Annotated in this window: 22 protein-coding genes; 18 read left to right on the top strand and 4 right to left on the bottom strand. The window is 31.2% G+C overall.

Annotated features, from left to right (window positions below):
* Positions 1-5 precede the first annotated feature (5 nt).
* The 13 genes from P3X86_RS19180 to flgN all read left to right on the top strand — a co-directional run bounded on the left by P3X86_RS19180 (position 6) and on the right by flgN (position 10,151).
* On the top strand, positions 6-419 hold the full coding sequence (locus P3X86_RS19180; RefSeq protein WP_483294350.1) for a MerR family transcriptional regulator: 414 nt from the start codon (positions 6-8) through the stop codon (positions 417-419).
* A 90-nt stretch (positions 420-509) separates the two neighbouring features.
* The gene (flgM, locus tag P3X86_RS19175; protein WP_483294349.1) at positions 510-779 is read left to right on the top strand and encodes a flagellar biosynthesis anti-sigma factor FlgM; all 270 of its coding nucleotides are present in this window, start codon (positions 510-512) and stop codon (positions 777-779) included.
* Positions 780-793: 14 nt separating this feature from the next.
* A complete protein-coding gene (locus P3X86_RS19170) occupies positions 794-1,285 on the top strand; it encodes a flagellar protein FlgN (RefSeq protein ID WP_483294348.1) in 492 nt (163 codons plus the stop codon).
* Between the two features lie 15 nt (positions 1,286-1,300).
* Positions 1,301-3,325: a flagellar hook-associated protein FlgK gene (gene flgK / locus P3X86_RS19165; RefSeq protein WP_483294347.1), complete on the top strand. Its 2,025-nt coding sequence runs from the start codon at positions 1,301-1,303 to the stop codon at positions 3,323-3,325.
* Between the two features lie 23 nt (positions 3,326-3,348).
* Positions 3,349-4,881 (top strand): flagellar hook-associated protein FlgK, encoded by a 1,533-nt coding sequence (gene flgK, locus P3X86_RS19160; protein ID WP_483294346.1) that lies wholly within the window; start codon positions 3,349-3,351, stop codon positions 4,879-4,881.
* Positions 4,882-4,892: 11 nt separating this feature from the next.
* A complete protein-coding gene (flgL, locus tag P3X86_RS19155; RefSeq protein ID WP_483294345.1) occupies positions 4,893-5,918 on the top strand; it encodes a flagellar hook-associated protein FlgL in 1,026 nt (341 codons plus the stop codon).
* A 7-nt stretch (positions 5,919-5,925) separates the two neighbouring features.
* A complete protein-coding gene (locus tag P3X86_RS19150; RefSeq protein ID WP_483294344.1) occupies positions 5,926-6,483 on the top strand; it encodes a DUF6470 family protein in 558 nt (185 codons plus the stop codon).
* Positions 6,484-6,501: 18 nt separating this feature from the next.
* Positions 6,502-6,954: a flagellar assembly protein FliW gene (fliW, locus tag P3X86_RS19145; protein ID WP_483294343.1), complete on the top strand. Its 453-nt coding sequence runs from the start codon at positions 6,502-6,504 to the stop codon at positions 6,952-6,954.
* Positions 6,954-7,184, top strand: a complete 231-nt coding sequence (gene csrA / locus P3X86_RS19140; protein WP_483294342.1) for a carbon storage regulator CsrA — start codon at positions 6,954-6,956, stop codon at positions 7,182-7,184. The genes fliW and csrA overlap by 1 nt, the downstream gene beginning before the upstream one ends.
* A 37-nt stretch (positions 7,185-7,221) precedes the next feature.
* Positions 7,222-7,584 (top strand): flagellar protein FlaG, encoded by a 363-nt coding sequence (locus tag P3X86_RS19135; RefSeq protein WP_483294341.1) that lies wholly within the window; start codon positions 7,222-7,224, stop codon positions 7,582-7,584.
* Between the two features lie 23 nt (positions 7,585-7,607).
* Positions 7,608-9,260, top strand: a complete 1,653-nt coding sequence (fliD, locus tag P3X86_RS19130; RefSeq protein ID WP_483294340.1) for a flagellar filament capping protein FliD — start codon at positions 7,608-7,610, stop codon at positions 9,258-9,260.
* Positions 9,261-9,281: 21 nt separating this feature from the next.
* Positions 9,282-9,662, top strand: a complete 381-nt coding sequence (fliS, locus tag P3X86_RS19125) for a flagellar export chaperone FliS (protein ID WP_483294339.1) — start codon at positions 9,282-9,284, stop codon at positions 9,660-9,662.
* Between the two features lie 9 nt (positions 9,663-9,671).
* Positions 9,672-10,151 (top strand): flagellar export chaperone FlgN, encoded by a 480-nt coding sequence (gene flgN / locus P3X86_RS19120; RefSeq protein ID WP_483294338.1) that lies wholly within the window; start codon positions 9,672-9,674, stop codon positions 10,149-10,151.
* 143 nt (positions 10,152-10,294) lie between these two features.
* On the opposite strand, the gene bioC is transcribed toward flgN, so the two are convergent.
* From bioC to bioF, 3 genes are read right to left on the bottom strand one after another with little or no spacing between them, the layout of a single operon-like run.
* Positions 10,295-11,119, bottom strand: a complete 825-nt coding sequence (gene bioC / locus P3X86_RS19115) for a malonyl-ACP O-methyltransferase BioC (protein WP_483294337.1) — start codon at positions 11,117-11,119, stop codon at positions 10,295-10,297.
* The gene (locus tag P3X86_RS19110; RefSeq protein WP_483294336.1) at positions 11,109-11,885 is read right to left on the bottom strand and encodes an alpha/beta fold hydrolase; all 777 of its coding nucleotides are present in this window, start codon (positions 11,883-11,885) and stop codon (positions 11,109-11,111) included. The genes bioC and P3X86_RS19110 overlap by 11 nt, the downstream gene beginning before the upstream one ends.
* Entirely contained in the window at positions 11,885-13,048 is a 1,164-nt protein-coding gene (gene bioF / locus P3X86_RS19105; protein ID WP_483294335.1) for an 8-amino-7-oxononanoate synthase, read from the bottom strand. Before bioF ends, P3X86_RS19110 begins: the two co-directional genes overlap by 1 nt.
* A gap of 148 nt (positions 13,049-13,196) precedes the next feature.
* On the opposite strand from bioF, the gene P3X86_RS19100 reads away from it, so the two are divergent.
* The gene (locus tag P3X86_RS19100) at positions 13,197-13,430 is read left to right on the top strand and encodes an acyl carrier protein (protein ID WP_483294334.1); all 234 of its coding nucleotides are present in this window, start codon (positions 13,197-13,199) and stop codon (positions 13,428-13,430) included.
* 3 nt (positions 13,431-13,433) lie between these two features.
* A complete protein-coding gene (fabF, locus tag P3X86_RS19095) occupies positions 13,434-14,669 on the top strand; it encodes a beta-ketoacyl-ACP synthase II (protein ID WP_483294333.1) in 1,236 nt (411 codons plus the stop codon).
* Positions 14,670-14,770: 101 nt separating this feature from the next.
* On the opposite strand, the gene P3X86_RS19090 is transcribed toward fabF, so the two are convergent.
* Positions 14,771-16,519 (bottom strand): RCC1 domain-containing protein, encoded by a 1,749-nt coding sequence (locus tag P3X86_RS19090; protein ID WP_483294332.1) that lies wholly within the window; start codon positions 16,517-16,519, stop codon positions 14,771-14,773.
* Positions 16,520-17,155: 636 nt separating this feature from the next.
* Here P3X86_RS19090 and hpf point away from each other — a divergent pair.
* From hpf to secA, 3 genes are all read left to right on the top strand, one after another.
* Entirely contained in the window at positions 17,156-17,683 is a 528-nt protein-coding gene (gene hpf / locus P3X86_RS19085; RefSeq protein WP_483294331.1) for a ribosome hibernation-promoting factor, HPF/YfiA family, read from the top strand.
* 237 nt (positions 17,684-17,920) lie between these two features.
* Complete coding sequence (locus P3X86_RS19080; RefSeq protein ID WP_483294330.1) at positions 17,921-18,502, top strand: DUF5317 family protein; 582 nt, start codon at positions 17,921-17,923, stop codon at positions 18,500-18,502.
* 359 nt (positions 18,503-18,861) lie between these two features.
* The gene (secA, locus tag P3X86_RS19075) at positions 18,862-21,594 is read left to right on the top strand and encodes a preprotein translocase subunit SecA (RefSeq protein ID WP_483294329.1); all 2,733 of its coding nucleotides are present in this window, start codon (positions 18,862-18,864) and stop codon (positions 21,592-21,594) included.
* Positions 21,595-21,597 lie beyond the last annotated feature (3 nt).

Genomic DNA, 21,597 nt, shown 5'->3' with positions numbered 1-21,597 from the left:
TTGATATGGATATACGAAATTGCAAAAAGTGTGGTAGGATTTATAACTTTGACGGCTTTAAGCTTTGCCTTAGCTGTAGACAAGAAGAGGAAGAAGTTTTCAAGGTAGTACGAGATTATATATATGAAAATCCGACTGCATCAATACAAAAAATTTCAGAAGATACAGAGGTGCCAGTAAAGAAAATATTAGGGTATCTAAAAGAAGGTAGATTGGAGATTAGAAATGCTGACAACAATTTACTATTAAACTGTGAGAGATGTGGCAAACCCATATCAACAGGTAGATATTGCGATAGATGTGCGGTAGAAATGAGTAATGTTTTTCAACAAGCGATAAGAGACTCCAATCCTAAAAAAGTAGAGAAAAAAGATACTAAAAGTGATAGAATGTTTATATCAAACCGTTTTAAGAAGTAGTTACTATTAATAAATTAAATAATAATTAAAGTAAGACCTCATCTATGACGATGTTATGTATAGAATATATTGTCAAGATGAGGTGTTTTTATGAAAATATTTAATAGTTCGCAGGTTCAAAAGGCTTATAAGATATATTCAAAAAATAATAACATAAAGAAAGCTAACAGTATAGCTAAGCTGAGTAAGAGGGATGAGGTCAGTTTATCGTCCAAAGCTGTAGAATATCAATATGCAATGAAAGCCTTTAAAGAACTTCCAGAAGTGAGAGAGCAAAAAGTAAACGAGATTAAAAAAAGAATAGAAAGCGGAACGTACAAAATAGATATCCAAAAGATAGTAGATAAAATATTTTCGTAGTAGGTGGTGAAACAGTGAAGATTTATTTAGACGAGTTAAAAAAAATATTAGCAGAGGAATGTCATATATATAATGAACTCTTAGAATTAACAGATAATAAGACTCAAGTAATTATGGAAGGAAAAACCAAAGAATTAGATGCTATTACAAAAAAAGAGGAAAAACACATACTTATGATAGCAACACTAGAAAAAAAGAGAGAAGAAATAGCAATAGGGCTAAGGAACAGTTTAAAGCTTGCAGAAGATAGCAATATGACAGATATTATAGATAAACTTAGTCTAGAGGATAAAAAAGATTTCGAAGAGATAAGATTAAAATTAATAGATGTTTTAGATAAAATAAAACAAAAAAATGAACTTAACAATACCTTGATTAGTGATGTATTAGAGTATATTAACTTAAATATAAACCTTTTGACTAATACTAAACAAGGAAGTGTATACAATAAAAAAGATAACAACTACGTACAGCAAAACAAAAGTATCTTTGATGTAAAGGCATAAGTGGGAGGAAAGAATATGACAAATATAATGGGGACATTATCAACAGCTATTTCTGGATTATATGCTAATAACAAAGCATTAGAAACAACTTCTCATAACATTGCTAATGTCAATAACCCAAACTATGTTAGACAACAAGCTATACAAGAAACTTCATTTTATAAAAGGACGTCAAGATTTCAAACAGGCACAGGTGTCACAGTACAACAAATCCGGCAGATACGTAATGAATTTCTAGATATAAAATATAGAGAACATTCAACAGGTTTAGGTTATTATAATTCTAGAAATCAAATACTAGAACAGGTGCAAGGAATAATCAATGAAACTTCAGGAAGCGGGCTTCAAGACGTAATGACTAAGTTTTGGAATGCTTGGGATGAGTTATCGAAGGATGCATCAAGCTCAACAAAAAGAGGATTACTCAAACAAAATGCAACCGCATTAGTAGATACGGTAAACCATTATGCAAAACAGCTTGATGATCTACAAGTAAATCTCAACAAACAGTTAAAGGATAAAGTTAATGAAATAAACACAATAACTCATAGATTAAGAGATCTAAACATTGCTATACAAGGAAAAGAAACTACAGCAATAAAAGCTAATGACCTTAGAGACGAAAGAAATGCATTGCTTGATAGATTATCTGAAATAGCAGATATAGACTACTATGAAACTCAGAATGGCATGGTTAATGTACGACTTTGTGGGAAACATGTTGTGATGAATAATAATGTGACAGACTTAGAACTTAGAACAAACGGATCAGCATTTTACGATGTATATTGGTCAGATGATAATATAAAAGTTGATATAAAGAGTGGAGAGATAGCAGGTATTATAACAGCTAGAGGAGATGTGGCAAAGACCATATTAGGTAAAAATAATGGTACAGTAAAGCAGAAAGTAGAGATAGTTATAGCAGTTGACACGACAAGTGCAGATATGACTAAAATAAAAGAGACTATTAAAGCTTACAAAGAAGACATGAAAAAGAGAGGTTTAGAGCCAGTATTCAAACTAGTCAGATTTGGGGGAACTGGTATAGGAGCAGTAAATCCTAATTTCCAGACAGATATCACTACTGCTATGCTTAATTCACTTAGTACAGAACCAGAAGTAGCAGAAAACTTTGAAGATGTTGTAAATTTAATTGAAAGCACAACCTTTGATCCTAAATCATTAAGAAAACTGGTAGTTATTACCGATGAAAGTATAGGTGGAGATGGTACTCCAGTAAGTCTAGCTAATGCTAAAGATTATATCAAAAGATTAAACGCACTTGATGTCTCGACAAGTGTAGTTTCAAAAGAAAAGTATAAGAAAATAGGTGACACTGGAGAGATAGGTTGGGAATATCTTGCACAAAAGACAGGTGGTAGTTTTATAGATATAGATAAATCACCAGCTAGTAAGCTAGGAGTAGAAATATCACAGCTTACAACTAACGACATAAGCTCGAAGATGGGACAAGTTAAATCATACAATGAAATTATACCATCAATAAAACAGAGATTGAATGCATTTGTAAACACTATAGTAAGAAATGTAAATTATATTCATAGACAAGGAGTTACATTTGATGGCAATCCCGGGCAAGACTTTTTCGTAGCTATTAATCCTACTTTACCATTACAGGCAGGAAATATTAAACTAAACGATAACTTAGCAGAGTTAAACAATATAGCAATAGGATCAAGACCACATGAAGCTGATAATGGTGAGATAGCAAAAAAAATATACGATATAAGAGATGATTATATATTTGGAAACCTTAACCCAGACAATTATTTTAGAGATATTGTGTCTGATATAGGGGTAGTAGGAAAGACAGCCAATAATTTTCTTAAAAATAAAACAACATTAAGAAACGAAGTAGATAATAAGAGAAAAGCACTTTCGTCGGTATCATTAGATGAGGAAATGGCCGATATGTTAAAATACCAACATTCATATGCAGCAAACTCAAGAGTAGTTAATGCTGTAGATGATATGCTTGATAGGATAATAAACAAAGTTGGAATAGTAGGAAGATAATATAGATAAAAGAGGTGTAAAATATGTCAGGATGGTTAGGCTTTAGTACAGGAGTATCAGGGTTATTAGCAAGTCAGAGAAGCCTTTACACTACAAACCACAATTTAGCTAACATACAAACAGATGGTTATTCAAGACAAAAAGGAACTCAAAATGCACAATCAGCATTGTATTTAAAGGGATTAGGTTACGTAGGAACAGGTACAACTGTAGAAGATGTGAGAAGAATTAGAGATGAGTTTGTGGATTTTAAATATTGGACTGAAAATGCAAGTCATGGTGACTGGGAAATAAAAAAAGATAATATGCATGAATTAGAGAATATATTTGGAAAAGTAAGTGACAATAAACTGAGTACTGATTTAAATAATTTTTACAAAGCTCTTGGTACACTAAGTACAAATCCACAGGCGGCAGAAACAAGAAAAGTAGTAAAAGAAGCAGCAATTACACTTACAAAGCAACTAAATCAAACAGTTAACAAGTTATATAATTCACAGAAAGAACTGAACTTTTCAGTAATGACGAAGATAAAACAAGTTAATGATTTTGCATCGCAGATAGGTAATCTAAACAAAGAAATAAAATTTTTAGAACTAGACGGTAGCATGGCAAATGATCTCAGAGATCAGAGAGATTTATTAGTAGATAAACTATCAAAACTTGTAAATGTGACTGCTAATGAAGAGAATGGAGAATTCTCAGTTTCAATCAAGGGTATAACATTAGTAAATGGGAAAAATGTTAATAAGTTAAAATATCCACCAAATTTAGTGGACAATCCATGGAATCCAAAAGAGAAATTAGTTAAAGTAGAATGGGAAAGTAATGGTGAACCAGTACATTTAGAATCAGGTGAAATCAAATCACTAATCGAGATGAGGGATGGTGATGGGAGTGGATCAAGCATTAGAGGTATACCATTTTATATAAAGAGACTAAACCAATATGCACAGCAAATGGTCAAAAAAATGAATGAAATACACTTTCAAGGACAAGGCTTAGAAGGGCATAAAGACGTATTCTTATTTACACACGACAATAAATCGTCTAGTGAGTTTTTTACTGGTATGGATTATACTGATACTGCTAAAGTTACAGCAATGAACGACTATATAAAGAACAATGTGAGAGCAGATAATATAACAGTGTCACTTGATATCCAAAAAGATGTTAATGCAATAGCTACAGGTGCAAAAGGAAGTGCTGGAGTGGAAGACAGTACTACTGTAAAGAAGCTATTAGCAACAAGAGATGATATACACTTTTTCGATAGTAGTGATGCTCCAAAGGGTAAGCCAGAAGATTTTGTATTAGCTATTATATCAACTCTATCAGTTGATAGCAGTCAAGCAGCGAGAATGGAAAAGAATCAATCAATAATATTGAAAAGTATAATAAAAAGAAGAACGTCTATATCTGGAGTTTCAATGGATGAAGAAACAGCTAATTTAGTTAAATTTCAACATGCATACAGAGCATCAGCTAAAATAATAACTACAATGGATAAAATATACGATATAACAATTAATAACCTAGGCTATGTAGGTAGATAAGGAGGAGACTGATGAGAATAACAAATAATATGCTTGTGATGAATCTTATGAACAATTTAAATTCGAACCTAAACAAATTAGATAAAACTCAACAAAAAATAGCATCGGGCAAAAAATTCCAATTACCATCAGATGATCCAATAGGGGTCTCAAAGAGCTTAAAGTTTCATACAGATTTATCAAGAATAGAGCAATATCAAAGTAATCTGAAAGACGGACTGTCTTGGATGAAGGTAACAGAAGATTCGATCAAGCAAGTTGGAGAGATAATGAAAAGAGCAAAAGAGCTAACAATACAAGCTCTAAACGGTACAAACTCAGATGATGATAAGAAAAAAATATCAGAGGAAATCGGACAACTAAAAGAACAATTGATAAAGATATCAAATGCAACATATGCAGGAAGAAGTATATTTACAGGATACAAAACTGATACAGACCTTTTAGACAAAGATGGCAACTATAAGCTCACTAATTATAAAGCAGGAACAGTTGGAGGGTCAGATATAATAAAGTTAAATGATACAGAGGTCAGTAAATACAATATTGGAGTATCAGATGAAATAGGGATAAATACAGTAGGAATAAGATTATTTGGGAAAAAAGGAATCGATTTAGATACGGTTAGTTACACAGGTAGTGTGAATGGTTATAAAGTAGATAAGACAAGCAAAACATCAGAAATAGATACTAATACTAATAAGAGTTATATGATAGCATTATTTGATGACATAAAAAAATGTATGGATACAAATAATAATGTGGATTTAAACAAGGATTTAGATAGACTTGCAAATGTCAACGAAGTAGTTTTATCATTAAGGGCAGAAATAGGAGCTAAATGCAATAGACTAGATATGACGGAAAAGAGAATGACGGATGAAAATTTAACATTTACTAAATTAATGTCAGAAAATGAAAATGTGGACATGAGTGAAGCAATAATGCAATCAAAGATGGAAGAAAGCGTATATAATGCTTCGCTTGCAGTAGGGATGAAAGTAATTATGCCTACGTTAGTTGATTTTATAAGGTAGTGATATTATGAAACTTAGTATAAGAACTACAAATGCACAGTTAGGCATTAAAACTACAAATGCACAGATGAACTTAAGGCAACCTAAAGGAGAACAAAGTATAAAGCAAATATCACCTAGATTTGAAGTTGATTGTGAAACACCTAGAGTTATAATCGACCAATACCAGTGTTTTGCTGAATCAGGGCTAAAGTCTCCATCAGATTTATCTAAAGAAAATACACAATTAGCAAAGCAAAAAGCGATAGAAGGTATACGAAGAAGAGTAGAAAACGGCAATAGGTTAGCAAACATCAAAGTAAGAATGCCAGAAGCATTGTCAGAGATAGCAGCCAGGAACTATTATCCACAGCAGAGGGTTTTTGATGTAGTGACAATGCCAAGAAGTAGACCTAAGATAGATGTTGTTGGGCATTTGAATATAAACTGGAAGCTAGGAGAGGCTCAGATAGCATATAAAGTGAATAAACCTACAATGGATTATAAACCAGGTAAGGTAGATATATATCTAGAGAGGGAATTTGACATTGACATACAGTGGATTGATGAGAAGAATCAAAAATAAAGAAAGCTGGTGTTATTATTGAAAATACAAACTAAATTTTTTGGAGAAATGGACATAAAAGAGGAAGATGTTATACACTTTCCAAAAGGCTTGATAGGATTTGAAGATAAAAAAGAGTTTGTAATTATAAATCCAGAAGAAGGAACTCCATTTCAATATTTACAATCAATAGAAGATACAGAATTATCATTTGTAATAATGAATCCATTTATATATAAGAAAGACTACGATTTTAATATACCAAAAAAAGTAGACGACTTACTAGAGATACATAGTATAAACGACATAGAGGTATATAACATAATAGTTATACCTAACGATGTCAGTAAAATGACTGCTAATTTAGCTGCACCATTGATTATCAATATAAACTCAAAGTTAGCAAAACAAATAATTATTGAAAATAGAAACTATCCTGTGAAGTTTTATGTTGTAGAGGCTTTAAAGGAAGCAAAACAGGAGGCAAAATAATGCTTATACTAACTAGAAAAAAAGACCAGAGTATTATTATAAATGATAACATAGAAGTTATAGTGATGGATGTAGTTGATGGCAAAGTAAAGCTTGGGATTAAAGCTCCTAAAGATATAGAGATATACAGAAAAGAAATATGTGATGATATTAAGGACATGAATAAAGTAGCAGCAAAGAATGACAAAGGGGATATTAAGAGTTTGAGTGACTTTTTTAATAAGTTATAAAAATAATACTTATGAGGTAGAAGGGGGAGTATCATATATGAAAATAACAGGTTCTATAGAAACTAATAATGTTAATAGAGTTCAAAAGGTAACAGAAAGTGAAAGTAAACCGAATATCAATATTAGATTAAATAACACGTCAAAAGAAGAAAACAACATTAAAAACTCGAAAGTACAAGAACAAGACATAATTCATGCAATTGAGCAAGCGAATAAAAGTGTTATAGTCTACGATAGACGCTTGGAGTTTTCAATACATGATAAGACAAAGCAAATAATGGTCAAAGTTATAGATACTGTGAAGGATGAGGTTATTAGAGAAATACCTGCAGAGAAAACACTAGACATGGTGGCAAAATTCTTGGAAGTTGCAGGGATATTAGTAGACGAAAAAATATAATAGACTAAGAGAGGGTGATATTAATGAATTCAAGTCTAAGAATTGGTGGTTTGGCATCAGGTATAGATACAGATAAGATAATAAAGGATCTGATGAAAGCAGAAAATGCAAAAATGGATGTCCTTAATCAAAATAAAAAATTAAATGAATGGCGTACAGAGCTATACAACGAATATAATAAAAAGCTAGCGAGTTTTGTATTAGAAGCGAGAAAAGAATTTGGGTTGGATAGCTATTCATCAACAGGTAAGCTTTCTAGTTCAAGCGTAGGAAATTTTAACTGGGTAAAAAAAGCAACATCATCAAATAAGGATTATGCTAAAGTTAGTGCAACAGCTGGTGCTGTAAATGGAAGCTTTGATGTTCATGTTACGAGGTTAGCTAAAAATATATCTATTAGTAGTTCAGCAAAATTGGACAATGAATTTGCTCCACTAAAAAACCAATTTAATTTATCAGATACAGATATCATTGAATTCACTATAGAAAATGGTAAGGGGGTATCGCATACATTCAAGTATAGTGGTAGTGATTTGACTGATAAGACTATAGCTGATATTGCTAATGATATTAATAATTATAGAGATGGTAATAAAAAAGGATTGGGAGTAAAAGCAGTATACGATGCATCTATTAATAGATTCTTTTTTCAAACAGAAAAAACAGGTGAGCAGGAAAGTTTTAAAATAACACAGGGAGTAAATTCTACAGTGAACTTTATTGCAGGAACAAATAATAAATTGAAATTAGCGATTGATTATGGTACTGTATATAAAGGAGCAGATGGAGAAATAAACTTTAACGGTGCAAATAATATAAAGATTACAGATAACAACGTAAAAATATACGGAATAGATATGGAGCTGAAAGCAGAAGGTGTAGATTTTAAGGTAAATGTTAGCACTGATGTGGATTCTGTTTATGAAAAAATAAAAGGTTTTGTAGATAAATACAATAAACTAGTAGACGAATTTTCTCTAAAGCTAGGAGAGAAGAAATACAAAGATTTTAAACCTCTTACTACGGAGCAAAGAAAAGGGATGTCTGATGAAGAAGCTAAAATGTGGACAACCAAAGCAAAAAGTGGTCTATTAAGAGATGATGGTATGTTTACAAGTACATTGAGTAATATTAGAAGTGGATTATATGAGAAAATAGAAGGTACTTCTCATGGGATAAACTTTTTATTTGATATTGGAATTACAACCGATAAATATAGTCAAGGACAAACTGGTGGTAAGCTTAAAATAGATGAATCTAGATTAAAAGAAGCAATAAAAGACAATGTAGATGGTGTATTGGAAGTGCTATTCAAACAACCTGATCCATTGGAAAAAGACGAAAAGGTTATTAGAAAGACTAGTGGTATATTTACTCGGATACAAGCAGATATCACAGATGGAATCAAAAAAGTAATTGACAAAGCAGGAACAGGTGGTAATAATGATTACTTTAGAAAAGTACAGATTAATATATTAGTAGATTTTGTAACGAAAAAAGGAAGTATAAGCGACCTTGATAGTGACAAAAAAAAGATAGAAAAAGACATATATAATATGAAAAGATACCTTAAATCAAAAGAAGATGGTTATTGGAGTAAGTTTACAGCTATGGAGAAAGCATTAAAGAAAATGCAATCTCAGAGTAATTGGCTTACACAACAAATGGGTGGATAAATAGCAGAAAAGGAAGGTATTATGATGTTAAATAATGCTTATAATAAATATCAGCAGAACTCGGTTATGACAGCTAGTCCTCAGGAGTTGACTCTGATGCTATACAATGGTGCTATAAAATTTATGAAGCAATCAAAGTTGTATATAGAGAAGAAAGACTTACAAAATGCACACAATACTAATATAAAAGCACAAAATATAATACAAGAATTAAATATAACATTAGACATGAAGTACGAATTGTCACAGGGATTAAGAGACTTATACGAATTCATATTGAGAGTATTAATAGATGCAAATATAGAAAAAAAACCAGAGCTATTAGATAATATAATACCTATAGTTGAAGATATGAGAAATACTTGGCAAGAAGCTATGAATATAGCTAAAAAACAGAAATAGGTGAGTTAAATGTCTGAGAAATTAATAAATGATATGAATTTATTACTAGAAGAGAAAATAGATTTTTTAAACCAGATATATGATTATACAAAGAAGCAATCAACAGCAGTACAATCAGATGATAATATAAAAGATATAGAAACGTTTGTGGAATTAAAAGAGATTGTAATAAAAAAAGTAGATAATATAGATCTTGAATTCTTTAATTTAATTAATGAATTTAAAAACAAAGAAGGAATACAAAGTATGGAGGACTTAGATACTGAAAAATATCCTCAGGCTAAAAAACTACAATCATCAACAGCTGATATATTATCACTCCTTAAAAAAATAAAAGATATAGAGCAGAAAAACTGCATTACATTGAATCAGGCAATTAAAAACGTAAAAGGAAAACTTAAAAATATCAATACAGGAAAGAAAATGGTCAGTGGTTATAACACTTATAAAAATGTTAGTAATTCAGTAATGATTGATCAAAAAAGATAGAGTGGGAGCTAAATTCCATTAACATATAATGAAGATGATTTTATTAGTAGCGGTTGTTAGGGAAAAGTCCCTAAATAACTGCTACTTTGATTTTAACTAATAATTTATTGTGGATGAGATGGTAGTATGAAGCTATAATATTTTTACACACTACATTTTTTAATACTAGTAAGTATATAGTGATATGTAGCACACACTTTATCATGTTGAGAGTAATAGTCATCATATAAACTCATAACTTTTTCTATAAATTGAGGAGCCAATGGAGTACTATCCGCTAGACAATTATTTGCACCTATTTTTTTTACAGAGTATAAGAAATTCATACAAGAATTAAAATATTCTACATAGAAATCCTCAGATAAATCTACATTATATTCAGCATTACTTTTCGTTACTATATCATGACAAATATTCTTTAGATTTTGTAAAGAAAAAAAAGATTGACCAGGAGTTACAATATCCTTTATATTTAGTAATTGTCTAGTTTCTTGGAAACAATGATGTAGTTCTTTAAAAGTGTGATTACCAAAGGTAGAAAAAATCATTGTTCCATTTTTATTTAAATTTCCTAGTAAATTTGCTATGGTTTTATGCATACTATTAAACCACTGAAAGGTTGCATTAGATATTATCAAATCGTATTTTTGTTTTAAAGCTATAGTTTCAATATCATCACATACAAAAGATATGTTATTACTATTTATAGTAGTTCTAACATGTTCAATCATACCAGGAGCTATATCAACAGCTGTAATATGTGCATTAGGAAAGTGTTTTAATATAGCCTTTGTTAGATAACCTGTTCCACAGCCAATTTCTAATATGTTGTTTACATTTGCCTTATTAGTCATATCACGAATATTGTTAAGTAGTTCATCTCCCATTATTTTTTGGACATTAGAGTATTTATTGTACTGTTTAGCATTTCTACTGAATCTTCTTTTTAATTTCTCTTTATCTATCAAATAAATCAATCTCCTTATTAAAAAAATTAGTAACTATTCTTAGAAAATCATCAGGGTATGTGAAAAAAGGCATATGGCCAGTTTGGCTAAATTCTTTGAATATTGAATGTTTAAGGTGATTATCCACATCTCTTCCATATTCAACGGGACATATTCTGTCATCAACGCCATGTATAATCATAGTGGGTATATTTATAGTATTTATATACTCACAAGTATTTTTGTGTAAGAGATATTCCAAACCCAAAATCAATGCTTCATTTTTTTTAGCTTTATTTTTGCTACCTAAATTATTATGGTGGTTTTCTCTAATAAAACTACCATAGAACCCTTTCTTAATTTCATCTAGACTGAAGAGTTTTTTATAAAAACTATTAATTGTCCGCTTGGGATTTTCCTTTAAGCTTAAAATCATATTTTTTAATATATCTTCTGTACATCCAAAATATTTACTACTTAGATCTTGTTGTATAAACTTTTTAGTAGGACTAACTAAAATCATACCTTCTATTTGTTTTTTTAAATGTGAGCAAGCAATATCTATAGAAACCAAAGATCCTAAAGACCAACCTATTATAGAAAAACTTCCTATATTATTTTGCTTTATTATATTTATAACCTTGTTTTTAAAACAGTCCATTGTTAAAACATCATTCCATGATATTATATATATCTTGAAAATCTTCGCTAGTTTATTTACTAAACCTGTCCATACAAATGAATCTACAGCCCATCCAGATAATATTAATAAAACTTTTTTGTGCATTATATTACACCAAGTTTCTTACCATATTGATATAAATATTTGAGTACATATTTTAAATCCTCATAAGTATGAGTCGCCATAAGAGAAGCTCTTAATCTACTTGTTCCTCTAGGAACAGAAGGAGGCCTTATAGCAGGTATATATATACCTTTATCGAATAATATATTACTAAACTGAACAGTTTTTTCAGCACTGCCAACTATTATAGGCACAATAGGAGTGATTGATTGAGCAACCTCAAAGCCTAATGATAAAAGCTCTTTTCTAAACCACTTAATCATATGTTGGAAGTTTTCTCGCATTTTATTATTATTTTGGATGATATCAATAGCTTTAAGAGAAGCTACAATACTAGCAGGGGGCAAAGATGTAGTAAAAATAAAGCTTCTTGAAGTGTTTCTTAAGTAATCTATTAAATCTTTTTTTCCAGCAATATATCCTCCTATTGACCCTATAGACTTGCTCAAAGTACCCATATGAATGTGTATTTTATCATTGAGATTAAAGTGGGATATAGTACCAGAGCCATTTTCACCTAAAACACCTACTCCATGAGCATCGTCAACCATAGTGATAATGTTGTACTTTAAAGATAATTTTACAATGTCATTTAATGGTGCTATATCACCATCCATACTGAATATACCGTCGGTTACAATCAAATTGTTTTTGCCTATATGAGTCTTTATTTTTACCTTTAGATCCTCTATATCGCAATGTTTATATCTTACTAGCTTAGCACCGCTTAATAAGCAACCATCAACAATGCTAGCATGATTATATTTATCGCTAAAAATAACCCAGTCTTTATTGCAAAGAGCGGAGATAACGCCTATATTTGCCATATAGCCAGTACCATACACAAGGGCTTTTTCAGTACCTTTAAATTGTGCTATTTTCTGTTCTAATTCATTATGCAAATCAAAAGAACCAGTAGTCAACCTAGAGCCACCTGAGCCTACACCATACATATCAATAGCTTTTTTACTAGCTTGCTTTATATCATCGTGGTTGCAAAGACCAAGATAGTTATTAGATCCTAATACAATAACATTCTTACCGTCTATATTTATAATTGGTTTCTGCTCAGAGCAGATATATTTGCAATCACGGTACAGTCCATTTTTATCTAAAATGGATAATTTTTGTGAGAGATTAACCATAATTATTTCTCCTTAAATACTTGTATTTATATATAAAATATAGTATTATAACTCTATTGTCAACTATATTTTAAAAATTAGTTGACAATGCATGAGAGTATTAAGTAATAGAAGTTCTAAAGCTACTTATAATTTAGGAGGTTTTGTAATGGTATTAGAGAAGGTTAAGGATATAATAGAGCATAATTCAGGTGTTCCTAAAAATGAGATAGAAATTAATAGTCATTTATACAACGAACTAGATCTAGATTCGTTAGATATGGCTCAGATAATACTAGCTTTAGAAAAGCAGTATGAAATAGAAATTAGTGAAGAAGTTCTATCAGAGTTTAAAACTGTTAGCAATATTGTGGACTTTATAGAGCATAATGTGGCGGTATAAAAAATGGAAAAAGATAGAGTAGTGATTACGGGGTTAGGAGCAGTAACACCTATAGGAAATAATGTAGATGAATTTTGGAAAAATGTGAAGTTAGGCAAGTGTGGAATTGACTATATTAAAACGTTTGATGTAGAAAAGTCCAAAGTGAAGTTAGCGGCTCAAGTAAAAGGCTTTGATACAGGGCAGCATTTCAGTGCAAAACAACTTATTAGGTTGGATCGTTTTTCACAACTTGCGATAGTTGCATCACGAGAAGCATATATAGACGCAGGGTTAGACTCTATGAATATGGATAAATATAGATTGGGCGTTATCATGGGCAACGGTGTTGGCGGTGTCACTACACTTGAGGAAGAAGCTAATAATTTGATTAATGATGGCATGCGAGGGGTTTCTCCCTTATTGATGCCTAAATTTATACCTAATATAGCAACAGCTAATATAGCTATTGATCTGCAGGCAAAGGGAATAGTTAACACCATAATAACAGCTTGTGCATCAGGAACAAATGCAATTGGAGAAGCATATAGAGCTATTTTGTGTGGGGATGCAGATGTGGTAATAACAGGAGGAAGCGAAGCGTGTATAACACCACTTGTTCTAGCTGGTTTTACAAACTTAAATGCATTATCAACAAGTAATGATCCATATAGAGCATCTCGACCATTTGATAATGACAGAGATGGATTTGTCATGGGCGAAGGTGCAGGGATGATGATTTTAGAGAAACTGGAGCATGCAAAGAATAGAGGCGCAGAGATATATGCTGAAGTGGTAGGGTATGGTACAACATGTGATGCATATCACTTAACAGCTTCAACTGTTGAAGGGGAAGCTAGAGCAATGGAGCTAGCTATTCGTAATGCATCAATAAATCCTAACGATTTATCATATATTAATGCACATGGTACATCAACACAAATAAATGATAAAACAGAAACTAAAGCTATCAAAAAAGTTTTTGGAGATTATGCAAAGAATATACCCACAAGTTCTACGAAATCTATGATAGGACATTTGCTAGGCGCAGCAGGAGCAGTCGAGGCAATAGCATGTATCAAATCAATACAAGAAAATTGTATACATGGGACAATAGGATATAAAAACAAAGATGCAGAGTGTGATCTTGACTATGTAGTAGAAGGTTGTCGTGATTTAGAACTTAATTACGTATTATCAAATTCATTTGGTTTTGGGGGTCATAATGCTTCAATAATATTTAAGAGATATATTAAGTAAAAGTATAGTGTGTTTGCATACAAATAACATAAAGGTCTACAATATAAGTAAAAGTGCTTATCATTAAGAAAATACCTTGATAAGCACTTTAAATTTAAAGATTAATTATTAAATTCATAGTTTGAATTAGACAATAGTTCAGTTACAATTGCTTTTAAATCCTCATTATCAATACTACCATTTACAACAGTATCAGCATCATATTTTGTTTTATCAGTAGCATCAGCTGTTTTACCATAGTACCAAGCATCTATACCTAAATCTAATAAAGTAAAGTCACCTGTTCTATTTACATCAGCATAACCTTCTATTAAAATTGTTTTTTCACCACAATTTTTAGAGTCAATATTCATTTCTAATGTACTATTATCTGCTATTCTTGTTTTAGTTATATCTATGGTTCCTTCGCCACGAGCTTTGGCTTTCAGTTTTATTTTTAATAAACGTTTATCACCATTAGCTGCATTTTCCTCTCCAAGGCATGCTACAATAAATCTGTAAGAGCCTGCAGATTCAGACGATTGGTGTAATATTTTCATACCTTCTTCAGGTTCTGCGCTTACGAAATCAAACTTATCTGTGTCTATAGTTAATTTTATATCTTCGGCACATATGTTAGTAACATTATGTATTTCAATATTAGCTACTATTTCTTTGCCAACTTTAGTTTTATCTACTGAATTAATGTCTATAGTCGGTATTTCATTGGAAGTTAAATCCATAACCATGTAAGGTGTTAGTTGGTTTTCATTATTACCATTTCCTATTTCGCCCCATTCGTTACCACCCCAAGTCCATAGAGTTCCATCTTCTTTTAGAGCAGTACTCATAGTTTGTCCGCCACTTATACTTTTCACATTAGTTAGACTATTTACTTGGATAGGTGTGTGACTATCTTCTGTAGTACCGTTGCCTAATTGGCCCTTAGCGTTATAGCCCCAAGTCCAAACGGTACCATCATTTTTTAAAGCCAAACAGTGGTAGTAACCACCTGCAATTTCTTTAACATTATTTAGATCAGATACTTGGACAGGGACGCGACTATTATTAGTAGTTCCATTACCAAGTTGTCCGTTATCATTTTTTCCCCAAGTCCAAACAGTACCATCGTTTTTTAAAGCTATACCTCCATCAGCATGAGCTCCTATTGATTTAATGTCAGTTAAACCTGGTACTTGTGTAGGGATCACGTTTCTGTCATTTGGACTACCAGTACCTAATTGACCATAACCATTTACACCCCAAGCCCAAACAGTACCATCATTTTTTAAAGCTATCGTATGATATTGTCCAGCACATATATCTTTAACATCAGTTAATCCAACAACTTGAGTAGGAATGCTTTTATGAGTACCTTGGGTACCATCACCTATTGAACCATAAGTATTAAGACCCCAAGCCCAAACAGTACCATCATTTTTTAAAGCAAAGCTAATAAAATGCCCCGTACCTATTTTTTTAACGTCTGTTAAGTTCTCAATTTGAGCAGGAGTAGTAGTACAGCTATCTGTAGTTGTACCGTTACCTAATTGACCACATAAATTATAGCCCCAAGCCCAAACAGTACCATCATTTTTTAAAGCCATACTAAAAGAATTACCACCTGCTAATTGCTTAATATCGTCTAAATTAGAAAGTTCAGTCGGTGTATTTTTATTAGCTTTAGTACCATCTCCTAGGCATCCTCTTTCATTATAACCCCAACCCCAAGTAGTACCGTTGTCTTTTCTAGCAAAATAAAAAGTACTACCGTTAGTAAAGAATACTTTACTGCTTGCAAAGATAGTGCTAGTACTGAGCATTGTGATACATAAGATTAAAGTTAAAAAGCTAATAATTTTTTTATTCATTTATTTTTCCCCCTTTGTTTTTAGCATTATAGCTATTTCTATAAAACAAATACAAATTCCTTCAAAAATTATGAAAATAGGACAAAGTTTTCAAATGTATAATTTAAAACATTTAATTATCTAGCGATAAGATCCAAAGTTATCCACAGATAAATATGACCCATATAAGGGTTTTCCACAGACTTATACACATTATCCACAGGGTTGCAATATAAATATCAACATTTATTTTGAACAATTTATGTGGATAATTAACATATTTAATAGTGGGGAAATATGGATAATGAAAGAGTATAAAACGTTGAAAATTAGCTGTTTTGATGATGAGAAGTATTTTTGAATCTACCTATAATTAGCTGATTATAGAAATGTATTAGTATTTATTCCACATGCAAATAATCTATATGTTGAAAATATAAAAAAACCTGTGGATAAACTTATAATTTCATGTAAATTAGATAACAATACTAAAGATTGGAATTTGAAAGCAAGAAAAATAGAAAAATAATTCCATAAAGACTAGTTATTAACACATATTGAAGAATTATTTTTTATAAAATTGAAGGTAAAAGAGTATTATTTGTAGAATTTATTAATATAAGTTAATAAACACTAAAAAGTAAGGAGCTGAAGTTTATGAAAACAATAATTAGTGGTAAATCTATATTTATAACAGACGCTTTGAAAAACACAATTGAGAAAAAGCTTGGAAAGTTAGAAAAGTACTTTCAAGATGATGTAGAGGCTACAGTTACTTTAAGTGTTGAAAAGAACCGCCAGATAATAGAAGTAACCATTAGACTGCCAAAAGGTATAATAAGAGCTGAAGAAGAAACAGACGATATGTATACATCACTTGATAGAGTAATAGATGTATTAGAGAGACAAATAAGAAAGCATAAAACAAAACTTCATAAAATGGTGCATAATGGAGATACAATAAGATTTGAAAATATCCCAAATACACTATTTAATGATAAAGAGTCTAAAATAGTTAAAACCAAGAAATTTGCTATGAAACCAATGTTTCAAGAAGAAGCAGTTTTACAAATGGAGTTACTAAATCATTCATTTTTCGTATTTATGAATGCAAAAACAGAAGAAGTAAATGTAGTGTATAAACGAAAAGATGGACAATATGGATTGATAGAGCCACTGTTCTAAATATCCAACTAAGTTTATACAGACACTTAAACTAATCAAAATATATTAAAGAATATAATTAAGGGGCTATCTAGATATGTTGATATGCCCCTTTTATTGTACAATCACAATTTTTTTGAGTAAAATTAGATATATTGAACTACAAATAACATATTTATGATAAAATGATATAAAACATAAACAGACTTGTATAAATTGTCCTAAAAAACTGCAAAATACACTAAAGGAGTGATATATGTGATACTCATATTCTTTGTATTGTCAATATTAACAGGGCTAATTAGAAACGGTAAAATAGGTAGATTAGGCTATCTAGAATTCAAAAGCGTATGGCTATTTATAGTATCTATGGCTATACAATTGTCAATAATAGTATTTGGAGCTACAGGAAATACAACGATATTAAAATACATAAAAGAATTATACATTGCTTCATACGTAATTCTATTTATAGGATTATTTTTGAACCTAAAATATAGACCAGTGATATTAATCATCATAGGAGGTTTGATGAACATATTCTGTTTTATAGCAAATGGTGGTAAAATACCTATATCAGTTGAAGGCTTGAAGCTAGCAGGATATAATAACCTTGTATCTTTAATACAAGGAGGGAATGTAGCGCTTTATACACCATTAACGTCAGATACTGACTACGGGCAATTAGCTCAAATAATAACAATACAAAAACCATTTCCAATCACACAGGTGATTAGTATAGGTGATATAATAATATACATTGGTATATTTGTATTAGTGCAAGTAGTAATGCTAGATAGTGATATGGTTAGATTTATGGGAAGAAGATCAAGATATTAAACATTTAGATATAGGTTGGTGTTAGCTTTTAACATCTATTGGGCTGTTTCAGGAAAGTACAAGGTTTTGAAAATTACACATATAAGAGCGAATATTAAAAAATCGTTCATAATCTTTTGTTTTATGAGTAAGTAGTTTATTAGATATCGTAGATTATTTATTCTATATTCATGATTAGTAGTGTAATATTTCATAACGTAGTAATTTACCACTGTGAGACAGCCCCTTAAATTTGTGGTTGTAACATATTGACAAGAGTGATAAAATGTTATGATAGAGAGTTAATTATAATTTAAACCTTCATTAATTTGAGAACAAGATAAAACATATAAATAATAAGAGCAAAAGGAGTGAAAAAAATGAAAAAACTGTTTGAAAAGCTATTTGGTTCATTCAGTGAAAGAGAAATAAAAAGAATAGAGCCAATGATAAACAAAATAGAAGTATTAGATGACCAGATGCAAGCATTGAGTGATGATGAGTTAAAAAATAAGACTATAGAATTCAAAGATAGATTAAACAAAGGTGAAACATTAGATGATATATTACCGGAAGCTTTTGCAGTTGTAAGAGAAGCAGCAGTAAGGGTATTAGGAATGAAACACTATAGAGTTCAGTTGATAGGTGGAATAGTACTTCACGAAGGAAACATAGCTGAGATGAAAACTGGAGAAGGAAAAACCTTAGTTGCTACATTGCCAGTATATTTAAACGCACTTACAGGTAAAGGTGTTCATATCATAACAGTTAATGACTACCTAGCACAAAGAGATAGAGAATGGATGGGTAAAGTATATGAGTTCTTAGGCTTAACAGTTGGCTGTATAACTCATGGAATAAATACAGTAGATAGAAGAAAAGCATATGGAAGTGATATAACGTTTGGAACTAATAATGAGTTTGGTTTTGACTATCTTAGAGATAATATGGTTATATACAAAGAAGAAATGGTTCAAAGAGAACTTAATTATGCCATAATAGATGAGGTAGATAGTATATTAGTAGATGAAGCAAGAACTCCGTTAATAATTTCAGGAGCAGGAGATAAATCAACGCATCTTTATTTTACAGCCAATTCATTTGTACAAACATTAAAAGGAAGAAAAGTTGATCCAAACGAAGTAGTGGATAAATTTAATAGAGAATATGTAGAAGAAACAGCAGATTTCACAATAGATGAAAAAGCGAAGACTGCTACAATGAGTGAAAAAGGAGTAGCAAAAGCAGAGAGTTACTTTGGAGTAGAAAACTTAGCAGATCCATCAAATATGGAGTTAACACACCATATAAATCAAGCATTAAAAGCACATAATTTAATGTTTAAGGATAAAGATTATGTTACAAAAGATGGTGAAGTAATTATAGTAGATGATTTTACAGGAAGACTTATGTTTGGTAGAAGATATAGCGATGGTCTTCACCAAGCTATAGAAGCTAAAGAAGGCTTAGATGTAAGAAGAGAATCAAAGACTCTTGCGACAATCACATTCCAAAACTATTTTAGAATGTATGACAAACTTGCAGGTATGACAGGTACAGCTAAGACAGAGGAAGAAGAATTTAGACATATATATAGTATGGATGTAATAGAGATACCTACAAACAAACCAGTTATAAGAGAAGATAACTCAGATGTTATATATAAAGATGAAGAAGCTAAATTTAGAGCAGTAATAAAGGATATAAAAGAAAAGCACGAAAAAGGTCAACCAGTGCTAGTAGGTACAATATCAATAGAGAACTCTGAAAAATTAAGTAAAATGCTAAAAAAAGCTGGAATAACTCATCAAGTATTAAATGCTAAACATCATGAAAGAGAAGCTGAGATAGTTGCTCAAGCAGGTAAATATAAAGCAGTAACAATAGCTACTAATATGGCAGGTCGTGGAACAGATATAGCACTAGGAGGTAATCCAGAGTTTATAGCAAAAGCTAAGATGCGAAAGAATGGATGCGGCGAGGAATTAATATCGCTAGCTGACAGTCATTTTGATACAACAGATGAAGAAATACTAAAAGTTAGAAAAGATTATGAAACCCTTCTAGAAAAAGCAAAAGAAGATATAAAAAGTGAACATAACGCAGTAGTAGAAGCTGGAGGACTTCATATAATAGGTACAGAGAGACATGAATCAAGGCGTATAGACAATCAGCTTAGAGGTCGTTCAGGTCGTCAAGGAGACGAAGGTTCAACAATGTTCTATATATCACTAGAAGATGAATTAATGAGATTATTTGGTAGCGATAGAATAAAAGGAATGGTCGAGAGTTTAGGTATGCCAGATGATGAACCTTTACAGCACAAATTATTATCAAGGTCTATAGAAAGTGCTCAATCAAAAGTAGAGTCTAGAAACTTTGGTATAAGAAAGCACGTATTACAATACGATGATGTTATGAATAAGCAAAGAGAAGTAATATATGCCGAGAGAAGAAAGGTCTTAAAAGGTGAGAATCTAAAAGACCATGTATTCAATATGGTTGTAGAGCTAATCAAAGATGCAGTTATTCAGTATACATCCACATCAAAGTTCCCAGAAGAGTGGGATTTAAATGGACTAGAAGCTTATTTGTCTAGAATATTCTTACCAGTGGGTTCACTAAAATTTGATAGCGTTGAAGATCTTACAGTAGACTCATTGATAGAACACATTCAAAATATTGCAAGTGAGCTTTATGAGGCAAAAGAAAAAGAAGTAACTCCAGAGAGAATGAGAGACATAGAAAGAATCATATTATTGAAGGTAGTTGACGGTAAGTGGATGGATCATATAGATGCAATGGATCAATTAAGACAAGGTATTGGTCTAAGAGCTATGGGTAATGTAGATCCGGTCTTAGCATATAAAAACGAAGGTTTTGATATGTTCCAAGATATGATTAAAACTATACAAGAAGAGACAGTTAGAACTCTTTATAACATATCTATAGAGCAAAATGTAGAAAGAAAAAGAGTAGCCGAAGTTACGGGGGCAAGTCATGGAAGTGGTAAGCCGAAAACGGTAATAAAAGGTAAGAAGATAGGAAGAAATGATCCATGTCCTTGTGGAAGTGGCAAAAAATATAAAAAATGTTGCGGGAAAGATGCATAGGTT

Source organism: Abyssisolibacter sp. ZYX002, assembly GCF_056892235.1.
Note: the sequence above shows the minus strand (reverse complement) of the source record. Positions and strands in the feature narration are given on the sequence as shown.